14 protein-coding genes, 2 tRNA genes and 2 pseudogenes are annotated in these 14743 nt (G+C 63.1%); 8 read left to right on the forward strand and 10 right to left on the reverse strand.

Annotated elements, in window-relative coordinates:
- Positions 1 to 13: 13 nt before the first annotated feature.
- Positions 14 to 1933: a GGDEF domain-containing response regulator gene (locus V5B44_RS17090; RefSeq protein ID WP_332360207.1), complete on the forward strand. Its 1920-nt coding sequence runs from the start codon at positions 14 to 16 to the stop codon at positions 1931 to 1933.
- A 75-nt stretch (positions 1934 to 2008) separates the two neighbouring features.
- Here V5B44_RS17090 and fghA read toward each other — a convergent pair whose 3' ends face one another.
- The 8 genes from fghA to V5B44_RS17130 all read right to left on the reverse strand — a co-directional run bounded on the left by fghA (position 2009) and on the right by V5B44_RS17130 (position 7812).
- Positions 2009 to 2872 (reverse strand): S-formylglutathione hydrolase, encoded by an 864-nt coding sequence (gene fghA, locus V5B44_RS17095; RefSeq protein ID WP_434735476.1) that lies wholly within the window; start codon positions 2870 to 2872, stop codon positions 2009 to 2011.
- The gene (locus V5B44_RS17100; protein ID WP_332360209.1) at positions 2873 to 3985 is read right to left on the reverse strand and encodes an S-(hydroxymethyl)glutathione dehydrogenase/class III alcohol dehydrogenase; all 1113 of its coding nucleotides are present in this window, start codon (positions 3983 to 3985) and stop codon (positions 2873 to 2875) included.
- An 86-nt stretch (positions 3986 to 4071) separates the two neighbouring features.
- Complete coding sequence (locus tag V5B44_RS17105; RefSeq protein WP_332360210.1) at positions 4072 to 4521, reverse strand: DUF1178 family protein; 450 nt, start codon at positions 4519 to 4521, stop codon at positions 4072 to 4074.
- A 34-nt stretch (positions 4522 to 4555) separates the two neighbouring features.
- Positions 4556 to 4642 (reverse strand) — tRNA-Leu (locus V5B44_RS17110).
- Between the two features lie 71 nt (positions 4643 to 4713).
- Positions 4714 to 4789, reverse strand: a tRNA-Gly gene (locus V5B44_RS17115).
- A gap of 102 nt (positions 4790 to 4891) precedes the next feature.
- The gene (locus V5B44_RS17120; protein WP_332360211.1) at positions 4892 to 5425 is read right to left on the reverse strand and encodes a GNAT family N-acetyltransferase; all 534 of its coding nucleotides are present in this window, start codon (positions 5423 to 5425) and stop codon (positions 4892 to 4894) included.
- A 177-nt stretch (positions 5426 to 5602) separates the two neighbouring features.
- Positions 5603 to 7108 (reverse strand): alpha/beta hydrolase, encoded by a 1506-nt coding sequence (locus V5B44_RS17125; RefSeq protein ID WP_332360212.1) that lies wholly within the window; start codon positions 7106 to 7108, stop codon positions 5603 to 5605.
- A 449-nt stretch (positions 7109 to 7557) separates the two neighbouring features.
- A complete protein-coding gene (locus tag V5B44_RS17130) occupies positions 7558 to 7812 on the reverse strand; it encodes a DUF433 domain-containing protein (RefSeq protein ID WP_332360213.1) in 255 nt (84 codons plus the stop codon).
- 177 nt (positions 7813 to 7989) lie between these two features.
- On the opposite strand from V5B44_RS17130, the pseudogene trbJ reads away from it, so the two are divergent.
- The 5 genes and pseudogenes from trbJ to V5B44_RS17160 form a co-directional block, all read left to right on the forward strand.
- Positions 7990 to 8646, forward strand: a pseudogene (gene trbJ / locus V5B44_RS17140) (P-type conjugative transfer protein TrbJ); the annotation flags it as partial.
- 15 nt (positions 8647 to 8661) lie between these two features.
- Positions 8662 to 8889, forward strand: a complete 228-nt coding sequence (gene trbK, locus V5B44_RS17145) for an entry exclusion lipoprotein TrbK (protein WP_332360214.1) — start codon at positions 8662 to 8664, stop codon at positions 8887 to 8889.
- A 14-nt stretch (positions 8890 to 8903) separates the two neighbouring features.
- Positions 8904 to 10423 (forward strand): annotated as a pseudogene (gene trbL / locus V5B44_RS17150) (P-type conjugative transfer protein TrbL).
- Positions 10424 to 10437: 14 nt separating this feature from the next.
- Positions 10438 to 11022: a TrbM/KikA/MpfK family conjugal transfer protein gene (locus V5B44_RS17155; protein ID WP_332360215.1), complete on the forward strand. Its 585-nt coding sequence runs from the start codon at positions 10438 to 10440 to the stop codon at positions 11020 to 11022.
- An 18-nt stretch (positions 11023 to 11040) separates the two neighbouring features.
- Complete coding sequence (locus V5B44_RS17160; protein WP_332360216.1) at positions 11041 to 11664, forward strand: transglycosylase SLT domain-containing protein; 624 nt, start codon at positions 11041 to 11043, stop codon at positions 11662 to 11664.
- A gap of 147 nt (positions 11665 to 11811) precedes the next feature.
- Here V5B44_RS17160 and V5B44_RS17165 read toward each other — a convergent pair whose 3' ends face one another.
- Positions 11812 to 12123 (reverse strand): integration host factor subunit beta, encoded by a 312-nt coding sequence (locus tag V5B44_RS17165; protein ID WP_332360430.1) that lies wholly within the window; start codon positions 12121 to 12123, stop codon positions 11812 to 11814.
- Positions 12124 to 12634: 511 nt separating this feature from the next.
- Here V5B44_RS17165 and V5B44_RS17170 point away from each other — a divergent pair.
- Together V5B44_RS17170 and V5B44_RS17175 are read left to right on the forward strand one after the other, a co-directional pair.
- Positions 12635 to 13159 carry a hypothetical protein gene (locus V5B44_RS17170; RefSeq protein ID WP_332360217.1) on the forward strand — a complete coding sequence of 175 codons (525 nt, stop codon included), beginning with the start codon at positions 12635 to 12637 and terminating at the stop codon, positions 13157 to 13159.
- The gene (locus tag V5B44_RS17175) at positions 13156 to 13800 is read left to right on the forward strand and encodes an RES family NAD+ phosphorylase (RefSeq protein WP_332360218.1); all 645 of its coding nucleotides are present in this window, start codon (positions 13156 to 13158) and stop codon (positions 13798 to 13800) included. Before V5B44_RS17170 ends, V5B44_RS17175 begins: the two co-directional genes overlap by 4 nt.
- An 87-nt stretch (positions 13801 to 13887) precedes the next feature.
- On the opposite strand, the gene V5B44_RS17180 is transcribed toward V5B44_RS17175, so the two are convergent.
- The gene (locus V5B44_RS17180; protein ID WP_332360219.1) at positions 13888 to 14742 is read right to left on the reverse strand and encodes a transposase; all 855 of its coding nucleotides are present in this window, start codon (positions 14740 to 14742) and stop codon (positions 13888 to 13890) included.
- Position 14743: the final 1 nt, after the last annotated feature.

Genomic DNA, 14743 nt, shown 5'->3' on the forward strand with positions numbered 1-14743 from the left:
AATCGAGGCATTCTTGATCAACTTTGTCGACCCCGACCGCTACCACTCGATGAAGGCAACCGGCAAGCTGCCGTCGCCGAAAGGCGTTGCCTTTTCGATCATCAAGCTCTTGCAACGGGATGATTTCCGGGTCTCTGATCTGGTGCAACTGGTTCAGTCCGACCCGGCCATCGCCGGGCGCCTGCTCAAGTTCGCCAATGCCGCTGCCTTTGGCCGCACGCGGCCGATCGTCTCACTGCAGCGCGCCATCGTTGCCCTTGGCGCCTTCCGGGTGCGTGATCTGGTGATTGGCCTCTCGGTGATGCACAGCCACACCGGCGGTCAATGCGCAACGTTTGATTACGGTGCGTTCTGGGGACACTCGCTGGCCACCGGCATTGCCTGCCAGGAACTCGCCCACTTCGCACAGATTTCGAGCGAGGAACTGTTCACCGTGGGTCTGCTGGCGCGGGTTGGTGAACTGGCCATGGCCTCGCTCTACCCGGACGAATACGCTGACGTGCTGCTAAGGGCGAAGGAAAAGCCGCACGACCTGGCGGCACTCGAGCGCGAATGCTTCAACATGGATCACCATCAGCTTGGCGCCACGATGCTCGCCGAGTGGGGCTTGCCAGACATGCTGATTCAGGCAGCGTACCATCATGAACAGCCGGATGTCGCCGGCTTTCGGGACGGCTCGCGAGTACAGACCCTGACCCACTCGCTGAATTTCGCCCGCTCGCTGGCCGAGGTCTGCATGGCCGATGAAGAAGCACGCTGGAGCCTCCTTCCCGGTCTCCTGACACGAGCAGCCCGGCTCGGCATCAGCGGTGATGCACTCAACGACATGGTCGATCGAATGGTCCGGCGCTGGCGAGAATGGGGCGCCATGCTGCAGGTTCGCACGCAGGAGATGCCCCCTTTTGCCGAGATTCTGGCCGCCAGTCCGCCCACCCGGCGCGTCAGCAGCACCGGCCCCGAACAGCACGGCCAGGCCACGTCGCCGCGCCTGCATGTCCAACTGGTCGGCATCCCGGCGCCGGAATTGTCGACGCTGGTGCAGCAGATCGAAAGTCTCGGTCATCTGCCGGTCCTGGTGGACAGCAGCGCTGACGGCCTCAGGCAGGCGATGCGCCAGCCGGCCCAGATCGTGATTGCCGACATGGCCATGCCAGGGCTCACGCCGGCAGTTTTCTGCCGTGCTCTTCGCCAGACACCCGCGGGCAAGGAGAGCTACGCGCTTCTGCTGGCTTCTCCCGGCGGCGAAGCCCACATTCTCGAAGCCATCGATGCCGGCGCCGACGACGTCCTGGTCAAGCCGCTGGACATCCAGACCCTGCGCGTCCGCCTCAATACCGCGACCCGCATGCTGCTCCTGCGGGAAGAAATCCAGCGCGAACGCCGCGGCATCATGCGTTCGACGGACGAGTTTGCCGTCGCCCACAAGCGTCTGCTCCGGGAAGCCCTGACCGACCCACTGACACAACTCCCCAATCGCCGCCACGGGCTCGATTTCCTGGCCTCGGAATGGACCTTTGCCCAGTCCAACGGCTTACCGATGGCCTGCCTGCTGATGGATATCGACCACTTCAAGCGGATCAACGACAGCTACGGCCATGCAGCCGGCGATGCCGTACTGCGCCAGCTCGCCGACCTCCTCAAGCGTGCGTCACGCGTCGAGGACCTGGTCTTTCGCTATGGCGGCGAAGAATTTGCCGCCGTTCTGCCCAATGCCAGCGCTCGCGCCGCCGTCCAGATCGCCGACCGCATCCGCACGTTGGTCGAACGCTACGCCTTCCTCTGGGACCGGCAGTCGATCCCGGTCACCCTCAGCATCGGCGTGGCCAACCTGAGCAGCGCTGAGAAGGACAGCCAGGCGCTAATCGAAGCGGCGGATGCGGCGCTCTATCAGGCAAAGAGAAGTGGTCGCAACCGCGTCGTGGTCGCCGCCTGACACGAACAGCTGGCTTGCCACCCCGCTGCAAGCGGCCGCTGCCACCCGCCCGCGGCCACGCCAAAGCGCACTCCGTCAGCGAAACAGCGCGGCCGCGTGATGGCGCAGGTGATCGTCGATGAAACTGGCAATGAAGTAGTAGCTGTGATCGTAACCCGGATGCAGGCGTAGTCGCAGAGGATGGCCAACCGCGGCGCAGGCCTGTCGCAGCAGTTCGGGCTGCAACTGCTCGGCAAGAAAGCCATCGGCTTCACCCTGGTCAACCAGCAAGGGCAGGCGTTCTTCCGCCCCGGCAATCAATTCGCAAGCGTCCCATGCTTGCCATGCCGCACGGTCTTCCCCCAGATAGTGCGAGAAGGCTTTCTGCCCCCAGGGGCTGCCGAGCGGGTGGCTGATCGGTGCCAGAGCCGACAGCGAACGATAACGACCAGGATTGCGCAGCGCACAGACCAAAGCGCCGTGGCCGCCCATCGAGTGGCCACAGATACCGCGGCGTGTGTCTACCGGCAGACCCGCCTCGAGCAGTTCCGGCAGCTCGTGGACCACGTAGTCGTGCATCCGGTAATGCTCAACCCAGGGTGGCTGCGTCGCGTTCACGTAAAAACCGGCACCATGACCGAAATCCCAGGCGCCTGCCGGGTCACCCGGTACGCCGGCGCCGCGCGGACTGGTATCCGGCGCGACGAGGGCAATCCCGAGTTCGGCGGCGACGCGCATCGCACCGGCCTTCTGCATGAAGTTCTCGTCGCTGCAGGTCAATCCCGAAAGCCAGTACAGCGCGGGCACGGTACCGCCTTCCACCTGCGGCGGCAGATACACGGCAAACACCATCGTGCAGCGCAGAGTTGACGAGTAATGGCGATAGCGCCGGTGCCAGCCGCCAAAGCAGCGATTGACGGCAATCTCTTCCAGCACTTGCGAACCTCCGGCAAAAGACATTCAGAACAGGATCACCGAACGGATGCTTTTCCCTTCGTGCATCAGCTCGAAAGCATGGTTGATGTCTTCCAGCCCCATGGTGTGCGTAATGAAGGTGTCGAGCGGAATCTCGCCGCGCTGCGCCCGTTCGACATAGCCCGGCAGTTCCGTACGACCGCGCACGCCGCCGAAGGCTGAACCACGCCAGACACGGCCGGTCACCAACTGGAACGGGCGCGTCGAGATCTCTTCGCCGGCACCGGCAACGCCAATGATCACCGACTCACCCCAGCCCTTGTGGCAGCACTCGAGCGCCGAACGCATCACCTTGACGTTGCCGATGCATTCGAACGAGTAATCGACTCCGCCGTCGGTCAGGTCGACGATCACTTCCTGGATTGGCCGGTCGAAATCTACCGGGTTGATGCAGTCGGTGGCGCCGAGCTGCCGGGCAATGGCAAACTTGGCCGGATTGACATCGATCGCGATGATACGTGCCGCCTTCGCCATCACCGCTCCGATCACCGCCGAAAGACCGATGCCGCCGAGGCCGAAGATGGCCACCGTCGCTCCCGGTTCAACCCTGGCGGTGTTGATCACGGCGCCGATCCCGGTGGTCACCCCGCAGCCCAGCAGACAGACCTTCTCCAGCGGCGCGTCCCGGGCGATCCTGGCGAGAGAAATTTCCGGCAACACCGTGTACTCGGAGAAGGTCGAGGTTCCCATGTAATGGAAGATGGGCCGGCCATTCAACGAGAAGCGACTGCTGCCGTCAGGCATCAAGCCCTTGCCCTGAGTCGCGCGAATCGCCTGACAGAGATTGGTCTTGCCCGACTTGCAGAACTTGCACTGGCCGCACTCGGGTGTGTACAAAGGAATCACATGATCGCCGACCGCCACCGACGTCACTCCGGGACCGACGGCTTCGACGATGCCGCCACCCTCATGGCCGAGAATGCTCGGGAAAATGCCCTCCGGATCGGCCCCCGACAGCGTGAACGCATCGGTATGGCAAACGCCCGTGGCGACGATGCGAACCAGAACCTCACCCTGCCGTGGCGGCTCGACATCGACTTCCGTGATTTCCAGAGGCTGCCTGGCAGCCCAGGCAATGGCAGCACGCGCTTTGATCATCAGCGATCCTCCTCAAGTTTTCGGCAAATGGCGCGCCCAGCCAGCGCCTGCAGCAGACCGTGCCGAGGCCGAAGCGGGGTCCGGCCTCAGTGCATGTCTCCGGGCTTCAGACGTGCCAGCCGGAACACTTCGATGCCCTCTTCCAGCAGCGCCTCATACTCCTCGGCGCTGGCCTCGCCACGGATCGAGCGCTCTGGCGCTTCGACGTAGTGAATTCTTCGCGCCTCTTCGGCAAAGTCCGCGCCCACATCCTCGCAATTCGCCAGCAGCACTTCCGTCAATTGCCGGAAAGCCGCAAGCGCGCCGGCGCGCATGTCGATGACCGGTGTTGCCGCTGCGGGTTTGGCTGCGACAGCCGCCGGTACCGGCGCTGAACTGGCAAGGTGCACCGCGGACGGTATCCGCCGAATCGCCAGCGACCCGCAATGCGGACAGGCGATCAGGCCGCTGGCGAGCTGGCTGTCGAAATCCTCCCGCGACTGGAACCAGCCCTCGAAGCGATGGTCGTGTTGGCAGGCAAGGTCGAAAATGATCATCGGAAACCCGGGCAGGAAACTCACAGTGGCATGGTGGTACCCGGAGCCGGGGTCGAACCGGCACAGCCGCGAGGCCGAGGGATTTTAAGTCCCTTGTGTCTACCTATTCCACCATCCGGGCAGGGCGCCCCATTATACCTGCCCGGAAATGAAAGAAAGGGAAAGTGCTTGCGCACTTTCCCTTTCGGAATCTGGAGCGGGAAAAGAGTCTCGAACTCTCGACCTATACCTTGGCAAGGTATCGCTCTACCAACTGAGCTATTCCCGCATGAAAATCTGCCGGCCTGCACCGTCCCGATCGATCCATCCGAAACGACCCGCAGGCAGCAGCGGCACGGATTATGCGCAGGCTAGCAAGGCCTGTCAATACTTACGGACCAAGCGGCCGCACGACGCGTAGCGTGCCCGGATCTTCCGGATCGACGAGTACCACGAAACCGAGACGCCGCACGAACTTCAGCATCCTCTGGTTGGTGGTCAGTACCGTGCCCTCCATGGTCCTGAAGCCGCGCTCCCTGGCTGCGTCGATCAGCGCCGCCATCAGGATGCTCGCCACTCCCGAGCCATGCCAGGCATCATCGACAACGATCGCGAATTCGCAACTACCAGCGCCGGGCAGCGCAACATACCGCGCGACGCCGATTTCGACCTCCAAGGCGTCCTGCGTGGCAATGGCCACCAGTGCCAGATGACGATCGTAGTCGATCTCGGTAAAGTACCTGAGCCTGCTCGCCGATAGCTCGTGCAACTGGGCCATGAAGCGGGAATAACGGGATTCCTCGGAGAGGTGGCGAACAAACGCCTGCTCCCTCTCGATATCGTCCGGGCGAATGGGGCGTATGGTAACCGTCTTTCCATCGGACAACTCGCGGACACGGACGAGATGCTGCGGATAATTTGCCAATGGGTCAATGCTCTTCCTGCTCCGGGAGGCCGATAGTGCCATGCCTCCAGCAGGAAATCCACATCCCGGACGATCCTCTGGCTGGCCGCAATCGGCGCCATTCGCGCGCACCCGGCGTCCCAGATCCATGACCAGCCGATGCCCGGGTAACCAGCGCTGCCACGGTCCGAACGCTGCTTATCGTTGAACGCGGGTCCGGTCGGCAGCCACAAGCGTATCGATGTCCTCGTCGATCAATGGCCAGAACGGATTGCTGCGCGGGCGGGTGAGCGAACCGAGGGAGATGGTGACGGCGCCGTTCTCGCCACGCAGCAGCCACGAACCGATGCTCGGGATCCCGTCGCGACCGCTGCCCGGCATCAGTCCGTAGGCCGCATCATCCGGCGGAAAGGGCAAGGCCACGTGTCCGAGCGAAACCAGGTTCTGCGGCCAGACCAGGGTCGTCTCGCGAACGGTCTGCGTACCATCCGGCAGGAAATGATGGACACTGACCTGGCTGGTTTGCGCATGGGTATTGGTGACCACATCCAGCGCATACCCCCGGACACCTTGCTCCAGGCGTTCAATCAACTTCCTGGCACCTGGCCGTTGCACGCTGTTCAGTGCCTGCTGCCGGTTGACATCGAACAGGACGAGTCGGTGCCCGGCTCCCTTCAATCGAGCATACAGCGTATCGACGACGCCTCTTGCGCCAACCGTCGAATCGACCACCGACTGCCAGGTGACCACCGGCGGCATCTGCGCAATGCGCCCCGATTCGGTCGCCCGCACCAAGGCCTGCTGCAATTCGCGCGTTGCCCGATTGACCTGGCGTGTCGCGTTCACCGGAAACGAGTTGAACTTGTACGGATCGTACTCAACAGCAACCTCCTGCCAGCGGACCTTTTCCAGCAGCGGAATGGGAACGATGCTGAACAGGTCGATCACGTTTGCCAGGGTCGCGACCTTGGTCAGCTCGATCGCCGGCGAGACAAGCAGAACCCGGTCCGGCTTTCTCAGAGCGCCGTCTTCCAGAGAATCAAGCGTGTATTGCAGGGCCAGCGTGCCACCTGTCGAATAGCCGCCGACATAGAACAACTGCCCAGCCGAGGCGCGCGCTGCCACGTCCCGGGCAGCAATGCGCACCGCTGCCGTCCAGTCAGCAGCCGTCATTTCAGTCATCATCGATGGCAGGGTGCCGTGCCCTGGCACGCGCAATACCGTCACCTCGAAACCCCGTGCGTGCAAGGATTCGGCCAGCGCCTTCATCGAATAGGGCGAATCGCTCAGGCCATGAATCAACAACGCACTGCCGACTGGCTGCGCCGGCTTCAGGCGGAACGAGCGGTTGTATGGCGCCCCCTCGACCAGAAGGCTCAGCCGGCCAGTGGCGTTGAACCGGCTATATACCAGTGCCTCGTCGCTGGCATCCCAGGTCGCGACCTTCTCCCGCAGTTCATCGAACAATTTCGCTTCGCGCAGCAGGTAGCCTGCGAAGTCGATCTCGCCGTGTCGACTCGCGCTGAACTCTTCGCGGAGACGCTCGGTGTGCCAGGGTTGCAGCGAGGGCAGCGCACCAACCGCGTAGAGCGTGAACCCGAAGGCGATTGCCAGGCAGATGAGACCCAGGAGCAATGTCAGGCGAAGCCCGAGTCGCCAGAACCGCCTTGCAGCCGCTGCGACCCACCCACGCAAGGTCTTCATCGGCATACCACCGCGCTGCCTGACAGGTGATCGCCAGTGGGCTCCGGCGAGCTGCTCACGAAAAAATGCCGGCACAACGAGGCGAGTCTGGTGAATCGGGCGAGTCGGGCGTTGATCTTGTTCATTACGCGCAAGCATCCTGATCTAGTGGTGCCTGATCATACCCACGGTGCCAGCTTTGTGGAACCTCGGCGCCAATCAGCGGTAGGAGATCAATTGGGCCGGGGCCGTAGCGACAGAGAGCACCCGCCCTCACCGGCTCAAGAGGCTCGCTCCGGTTAGCGATCAAGCTCATCCGCACGAAACGCATGGGAGCATGGCCAAATCGAAGTGGGAGGGTTGGTCCTGATGTCGAGGATCAAGTCCAGCGGTTTTCGCCGCAGTCGTTTATCGGCTTCCGCGTAGAGAGACGGCAACGGGACTTTCTCGTCGGCCGGCAGGGTCCTCGGTCATGCCTCAATCCCGGGCCGCCGGATCGTCGCGCGCATGATCCAGGCTTCGTCCTTCAGGCAGTCGCGCACGAACGCAAACACCGCCAGCAGGTCCTCCCGTTGCAAGTGCGGATAGCTTTCCAGTATCTGCGCCTCGCGCCAGCCAGATGCCATCAGGTCCAGAATGCACTCCACCCCGGTGCGTGTCCCCTTGATGTGGGGTCTGCCGAACAAGGTTTCGGGGTTGGCAACAATTCGCTCCTGCCAGTCCATGAATTGGCTCCTTGTCAAAATCCCGGAATTATCTCCTCGGCCAATCGTCGATGGCGACGACGCTCAACTCGCCGTGTCGATCAACCGTGATTGACCGATGCACCTTGGCAAATGAGTATACGCTCGACTTGCTGCGATGCTGCCACCAGACGCCTTTCAGAACCTCCATGCTGCCGTCCGGGGACGCTGATTTCCGGGATTAACTCCTTGCTGCCAGGCCAGATCATGGCCCAGGTTGCGCAAGACGTGTACGACACGCCAACCGGCAAGCATCTGTTGACCCCGTAAGGCTCGCGCCTGGTCGGCCGATACTCAACCGATATTGCCTACGGCCAGGCCCGTGTGCTCGTCGCCTGGCAGCGCATCGTCTTTCCGGACGGCAAGGCGATCGACGCGTACCTCGGCAAGTTCCAGGACGCGTCCTATTACCGCGGTTCGCCCTGCTTCAGGCAAGGCGGTTGCACCGACGCGGAGTGGGCGGCGATCAAGGACAACCAGCGCCTCGGTTCAGAAGCACAGAAGAGAGCCACCGATGCGCTGTTCAGGGGTCTGGACAAGCAACAGGCTGCTCTGGAAGCGGACGCCAGGACATTGCAGCGCCTCCAGGCGAGTGCGCAGAGCGCGACCGGCCAGATGCAGGCGATCAGCTACGCGAACCAGCTTGCCAGCCAGCAGGCCAACCAACTGCTGCAGATTCGCGCCCTGCTGGTAGCCGAGCAGAACGCCATGGCCACCCGCAATGAGGTGCTTGCCGATCGGGAAGCACAACAAGCCGCTGCCGGCGAGCAACTGCGTCAGGGACGCTACGTCGCCAGCCCGGTCCGCAACCGGTAAACGAAAGGAACAGACATGACCACCAATCGCCCTGCCCTTCTGACCCTGGCCGCCCCCGTCGCCGCCTTGATCACCGCCTGCTCGCCGGAGCCTCCCAAGCAGGAGATGCCGGCCGTGAATGACGAGAACTGCAAGCCGGAAAAGATCGCCCAGGTCGAAGACAAAGGGACGCGCGAGCAATTCGCCTCGGCGTGTCTGCGTCGCGGCCCCGGATTCCAACCGAGTCCAAAGAAAGAATGGTGAGCTCGCCGATGAGCATGGCCGCCGTCGGTAAGGTTGCCATCGTTCCGACGCTGTTGTGGCTGGTGCTCTTCTCCATCGACGCCCAGGCAGCGATCGACAACGCGGGCGTCCTCGATAACGTCCTGGCGCGTTATGCGGCCGCGGCCAGCGCCTGGGCGGGCGTCATCACGGCGCGAGCCAGCTTTCTGTTCTGGACGCTTGCCGTGATCTCGATGGTCTGGACCTTCGGCATGCTGGCCTTGCGCAAGGCCGACCTCGGCGACTTCTACGCCGAGTTCTTCCGGTTCACGGTATTTGCGGGTTTCTTTTGGTGGCTGCTCACCAACGGTCCGCGCTTCGCCACCGACATCATGGATTCCCTGCGCACACTTGGCGGCATGGCCACCGGGACAGGCGCCACGTTGACCCCGTCGGGCATCGTCGATATTGGCTTCGACATCTTCTTCAAGGTGCTCGACCAGTCGTCGCTGTGGTCGCCCGTCGACAGCGCGGCCGGCATCCTCATCAGCGCCGCTATCCTCATCATCCTGGCGTTGATCGGCGTGAACATGCTGGTGCTCCTGGTGAGTGGCTGGATCCTGTCTTACGCCGGCGTCTTCTTCCTTGGCTTCGGTGGATCGCGCTGGACGTCCGACATGGCCATCGGCTACTACAAGACCGTTCTGAACATTGCCGCGCAGCTCTTTACCATGGTCCTGCTGGTCGGCATCGGCAAATCCTTCGTCGACCAGTACTACGCCGGAATGAGCGCGGGCATCAGCCTGAAGGAGTTGGGCGTCATGATGATCGTCGCCGTGGTGCTGTTTGCGCTCGTCACCAAGCTGCCTTCGTTGATCGGCGGCCTGGCGATGGGCGGCAGCGTGCATACCATGGGCAGCGGCCTTGGTACGGGCGCGGCGATGGCGGCGGTCGGCATGGCCAGTGCGGCCGTCGGTGTCGCTGGCGCAGCCATTGCCGCCGGAGCAACAGGCATGGCTGGTGGCGCGCAGGCTCTGATGGCGGCGTTCTCCAAGGCGTCGCAGGACGTGGCCGGTGGTAGCGACATGCTTGCGAGCCTGGCCGACGGCAGTTCGTCGGGTGGGGCCGGTCGTCGGGCGGTGGCAGCGCGAGCCCGCTGGCAGCGGCGATGGACAGCGGTTCAGCCGGTGGCGGATCGTCTGGTGGAGGCAGTTCACATTCCGGCCGATCCGACACCGGGCAGGCAACCACAAAGCGTGGCGCAACGCCGGGGGCAGTGCAGTCGGGCGGCATGGCGTCGGCAGTGGCCAAGGTCGGGAAGGTCGCGGCAGGCACTGCGGCGAATCTGGCGCAAGGCACCTGGGACGTGGCAAAAGCCAGGGCCGGCGAAGTGAAGGATGCCGCGATGGATCGCATCGGCGAGACGACGGGCGGCAGGATCGCTGCGGCCATCAAGGCCAGGAGCGATCAGAGGCCCGTATTCGGCAGCGACAGCCTGGCAAAGGCAGACGACCAATCGGTGGACGCCGAATCGGAAATCGCCGCATTCCGTGACCGCGCCGCCCGATCTTCTTGAAAGGAGCCTCCCCGATGAAAAGCCACTGCGTTCTCGCTCCGTTCGCCCTGGCGATCGCCGCCGCAACCGCGGCCTCCGCCGGTGCCCAGGAGATGCTGACCGGCGATACCCGCCTGGCGTGTGAGGCCACCCTGTGCCTGGCGACGGGCACCCGCCCGAGCGAGTGCTCGCCGTCGCTCTCGCGCTATTTCAGTATCCATAAACGGAAGTGGTCGGACACCGTGCGAGCGCGCGCCAACTTCCTCAGCCTGTGCCCGGTGTCGGATCAGACTCCGGAAATGCGCTCGCTCGTGAACGCCATGGCGAACGGTGCAGGCCGCTGCGACGCGGCTTCACTGAATGTGACGCTTCTCGTGTGGAACACCTGGGACGCTGACGGTGGCAGGGTGTTGATCAACAACCAGATGCCGGGCTATTGCGCAGCCTACACCGGGCACCAGTACGCGGACCTCGGGGATCTCGCTCCCCGCTATGTCGGGACGCCGGAAAGAGGCGGCTATTGGGTCGATGCGCGCGACTATATCGCTGCCAGCGCTCGGTACAACGATCGGATTGCTGCCGAAGATAGCCGGCGCAGGAATGACGAGTGGTATTGGTAGGACGAAAGCAGAAAGCTCATGCCTGTTACCGATCTTCCGCCCCAGCTTCAGGAACGCGTCGTCTGCTCGATCGCGGCTGCCGTGCGGTACCAAGTTCCCGCGAACATCGTGCTTGCAGTGGCGGAAAAGGAAGCCGGCAAGCCGGGCCAGTGGGTGCGCAACACCAACAGCACGCATGACGTGGGGCCGATGCAGTTCAACACGGCGTACCTGCGCGACCTAGCTCGCTACGGCATCACGCCCGGCGACGTAGCGGCAGCCGGTTGCTATGCCTTCGATCTCGCCGCCTGGCGGCTGCGGCAGCACATCAAGAAGGACAGGGGCGACCTCTGGACGCGGGCCGCAAATTATCACTCCCGGACGCCACACTACAACGCGGTATACCGGGCCGATCTGCTCGTCAAGGCCGGAAGGTGGGCGGATTGGCTGGAGGCCCGCTTTGTCACGGTGGACGTGACGAAAGTGGGCGCCCTGCCCTCGTCGATACCTGGGGCTCTGGCAACGGTGCAGCCAGGCTCGGCGCAGACGGCGAAGGCGGCAAAGAAGGTCACCGCGACGCCGGCACAAACGCCGGCGGCAACGGTTGCGTGGAATACCTCCGGGTATGTCCCGCGAAAAGTCATCATCGGCGGACAGCCATGAGCAACGCGCTCAAAGTCAGCGGCGAAAACGATGGCCACGTCTTGCGAAAAAAGGCCGTGCCGGCGCCATGGCGATCGGCGCTTGGCCGTCTCTGGAAAACCAGGCCTCCGCTCAACACGATCGGCGCAGACAACCGCTAGACGCACATCAGGCAGCCCGCTGGAGTGGCGCGGGCTTGACCGACTGCTCAACGCGTTCGCGCATTTCCTTGCCGGCCTGGAAGTGCGGGACATATTTCGCGGCGACCGCCACGGGCTCTCCGCTTTTCGGGTTGCGCCCTGTTCGTGCCGGGCGGTAGTTCAAACGGAAGCTTCCGAAACCACGGATTTCGACGCGATCACCTTGTGCCAGAGCAATCCCGATGGCGTCGAGGATCTCTTTAACCGCGATTTCGGCATCCTTCGCCACAAGACTATGGAAGCGAGAAGCGAGAACGGTGATGATGTCAGAGCGTGTCATGGCGAGGATTCTACCTTCTCGAATGCGGAAAGCCATGTGTGGATGATGACCCGTTCTTGGCAAGACAATGACCGACACTCGGTCATTGTCTTGCCAAGAAGTCATGGCGGACCCCCCCGATGATGAAAGCCATGACCGGTTTCTTCCCTTGCACGGCTCATTCCGGCTTTCACGACAGAATCGATCGATGCGCACAAAGCATGCTCCGCTGACAGCGGTTCCCCTCTCGCTCCCCGACCTCTCCAGCAATCGGGGAAATTCGCAAATCTCTGGCGCGACTTTCACGGTAATGAATGCGGGTTGTCGTCATTGCCTATTTTGCCGTTATGATGTAGTTTAAGGGCACAATAGGCAAAAAGAGATCGCCATGACCCACGCTGCAAAAGCTCGTGATGAAGCGCCAACTGCGCCGCCACACCGATTGAGGCGACAGACGGTGCGAACCAACTCGAACGCTCTCCCAGTGGCAGAGCCAGTGGTTCCTCTGGAATTCCAGGAGGGTCTGGCGCGCGTGGTTTTACTGCTGGAGCGCGAGGGGCGCACCCAACTTCTCGACAAGGCAGACCAGATCGCGCGGCTGGTGATCGAGGTCACGCCGCCGTCGGATGCACTGGTCCGGGAGCGCGCCGCCCGCCTCAAGACGATTGCCTGCCTTTTCGCCGAGACCCAGTGGTTCACCGCCCAGCAGATCCACGATCTGCAACCCAGGCCGCCGAAGAATCCTTCAGCTCCCGCGAGTGACTGGAAAAGACGCGGCAAAATCTATGCCGTAAGCTGGGACGGGAAAGAGTACTTTCCCGCCTATCAGTTCAGCGAAGCGCTTCAACCGCTGCCGGTGATTGCCGAGGTTCTCGCCCAGTTCGGCGAGGTCGCCGACACCTGGCAGATCGCGGCCTGGTTTCATTTCCCCAACGGTTGGCTCGCCGCCGCCGGTCCCGGTGAAGCCCAGCGTGCTCGCGCCCCTCGCGATTGCCTCGACGAACGGGAAGCGCTGCTCCAGGCCGTCTGCCATCGCCTGGGTAGCTACCAGGCATGAGCTGCGGCCTGCCGGCCCCGGGACCATCCGAGCACTTCACCCTGGAGACCCTCACCCGCCGGCAAGCGCCGGTGTGGTACCACGTCTTCTGCACCCGCGACCACCCCAATACCCCGGAGAGTTTCTCACTCGGCTGGGGCGATACCCGATTCGCGCCGCTCAAGCTACCCGACGGCGGCGCGGTCGGCACGTGGTACGCAGCCACCAGCGAACGCGCTGCCTGCCTCGAATCCGTGCTGCACGACGTACCGCTCGATCCACCCGGCGTCTTCAGCCTTGCTGACCTGGCGCACTACCGCATCGCCGCGCTGCAACTGGACGATGCGATCCAGTGCGTATCGTTTCACACCCCCTTCCTGCCGAAGCTGCATCTCACCCGTGGTCAATTGATCGACAGCGAGGCAGCCTGCTACCCGGAAACCCGTGCCTGGGCGCAGGCCGCGTTCGATCAGCGGCCAAGCGCCCAAGGCATCGTCTGGGGATCCAAGAGGGACGACTCGGCACGCTGCCTGATGCTCTTCCAGCAGCGCTTCCGCGGATCACCGATCCAAGAGGTGCTGCACGAGACGCCACTGGCAAGTCCGCCGCAACGGGAGCAATTCGTCGACCTCGCGCTGCGCCTTGGCATACATCTGATCTGAAGCCGGCGTCGGTTGGAGATCGCCTGTGGGCGGTTCGCCGGTTTGACGCTGTCCGTGCGAACACCGACGGAGAAGCCCTGTCGAGCCCTACCTTGTCGTCCTTTGTTGCAGTTCGTAATTGCGGACGGCGCGGCTGACGGTCATGTAGTGCACCGCGAAATGTCGGCCGATTTCCGCCATCGTATAGGCACCGGACTGGTAGGCCAGGGCCATGGCGAGATCTCGCTCGGGGTAGCGCATCGCGTACTCATCGAGCGACAAAGCCACTGCGCGCCTATGAGCCTTCGAGACCTCGCGCAATTGCTCCGGAATGCCTTTCTGGCAGTGCCGTTCCACGAAAGCGCGATCGCCCAGCACCAACTGCTGGCGAGCTTCGAGAACGGGACTCGGCAAACCCCTGCCAGCCAGCAGAAACTCCACATAAGCGCGGCGAGCCTCGCCGCGCTCCGGACCAAACTGCCGCAGTAGCCAGTCCACATCCAGCCACGGTGGCGGAGCTTCCCGTCCGACAACGAACGGAAAGCTGCTCCAGGGCCAATCATCAAGCGAAACGATCATCCCGGCGCGCAGCGGATTCAGGACTACATAACGAGTCAGATCCAGCAGGTAGACTTCCTTCTGCACCAGGATCGCCTTGTAGCGCCCCTGAAAGAGGTGCCCAACCAAGCCGTGGCGGCGGTTGAAGCGCTGCGTGTAGAGACCGTTCAAATGCCGCATCCCGAGCGACAAATTGCCATCCGGCGTCTCCAGCAACAGGTGATAGTGATTGGTCATCTGACAGAAGGCGTGCACGACCCAGTTGAAGCGAGCGCAAACAATGCCCAGCACCTCCAGCCAGTCGATGCGGTCAGCATCGTCGAGGAAGATCGCCTCTCTTCGATCCCCGCGCGAGGTGACATGATAAACGGCCCCAGAGAATTCCAGCCTTAGCGGTCTAGCCATC

It is taken from the genome of Candidatus Accumulibacter necessarius, from assembly GCF_036625085.1.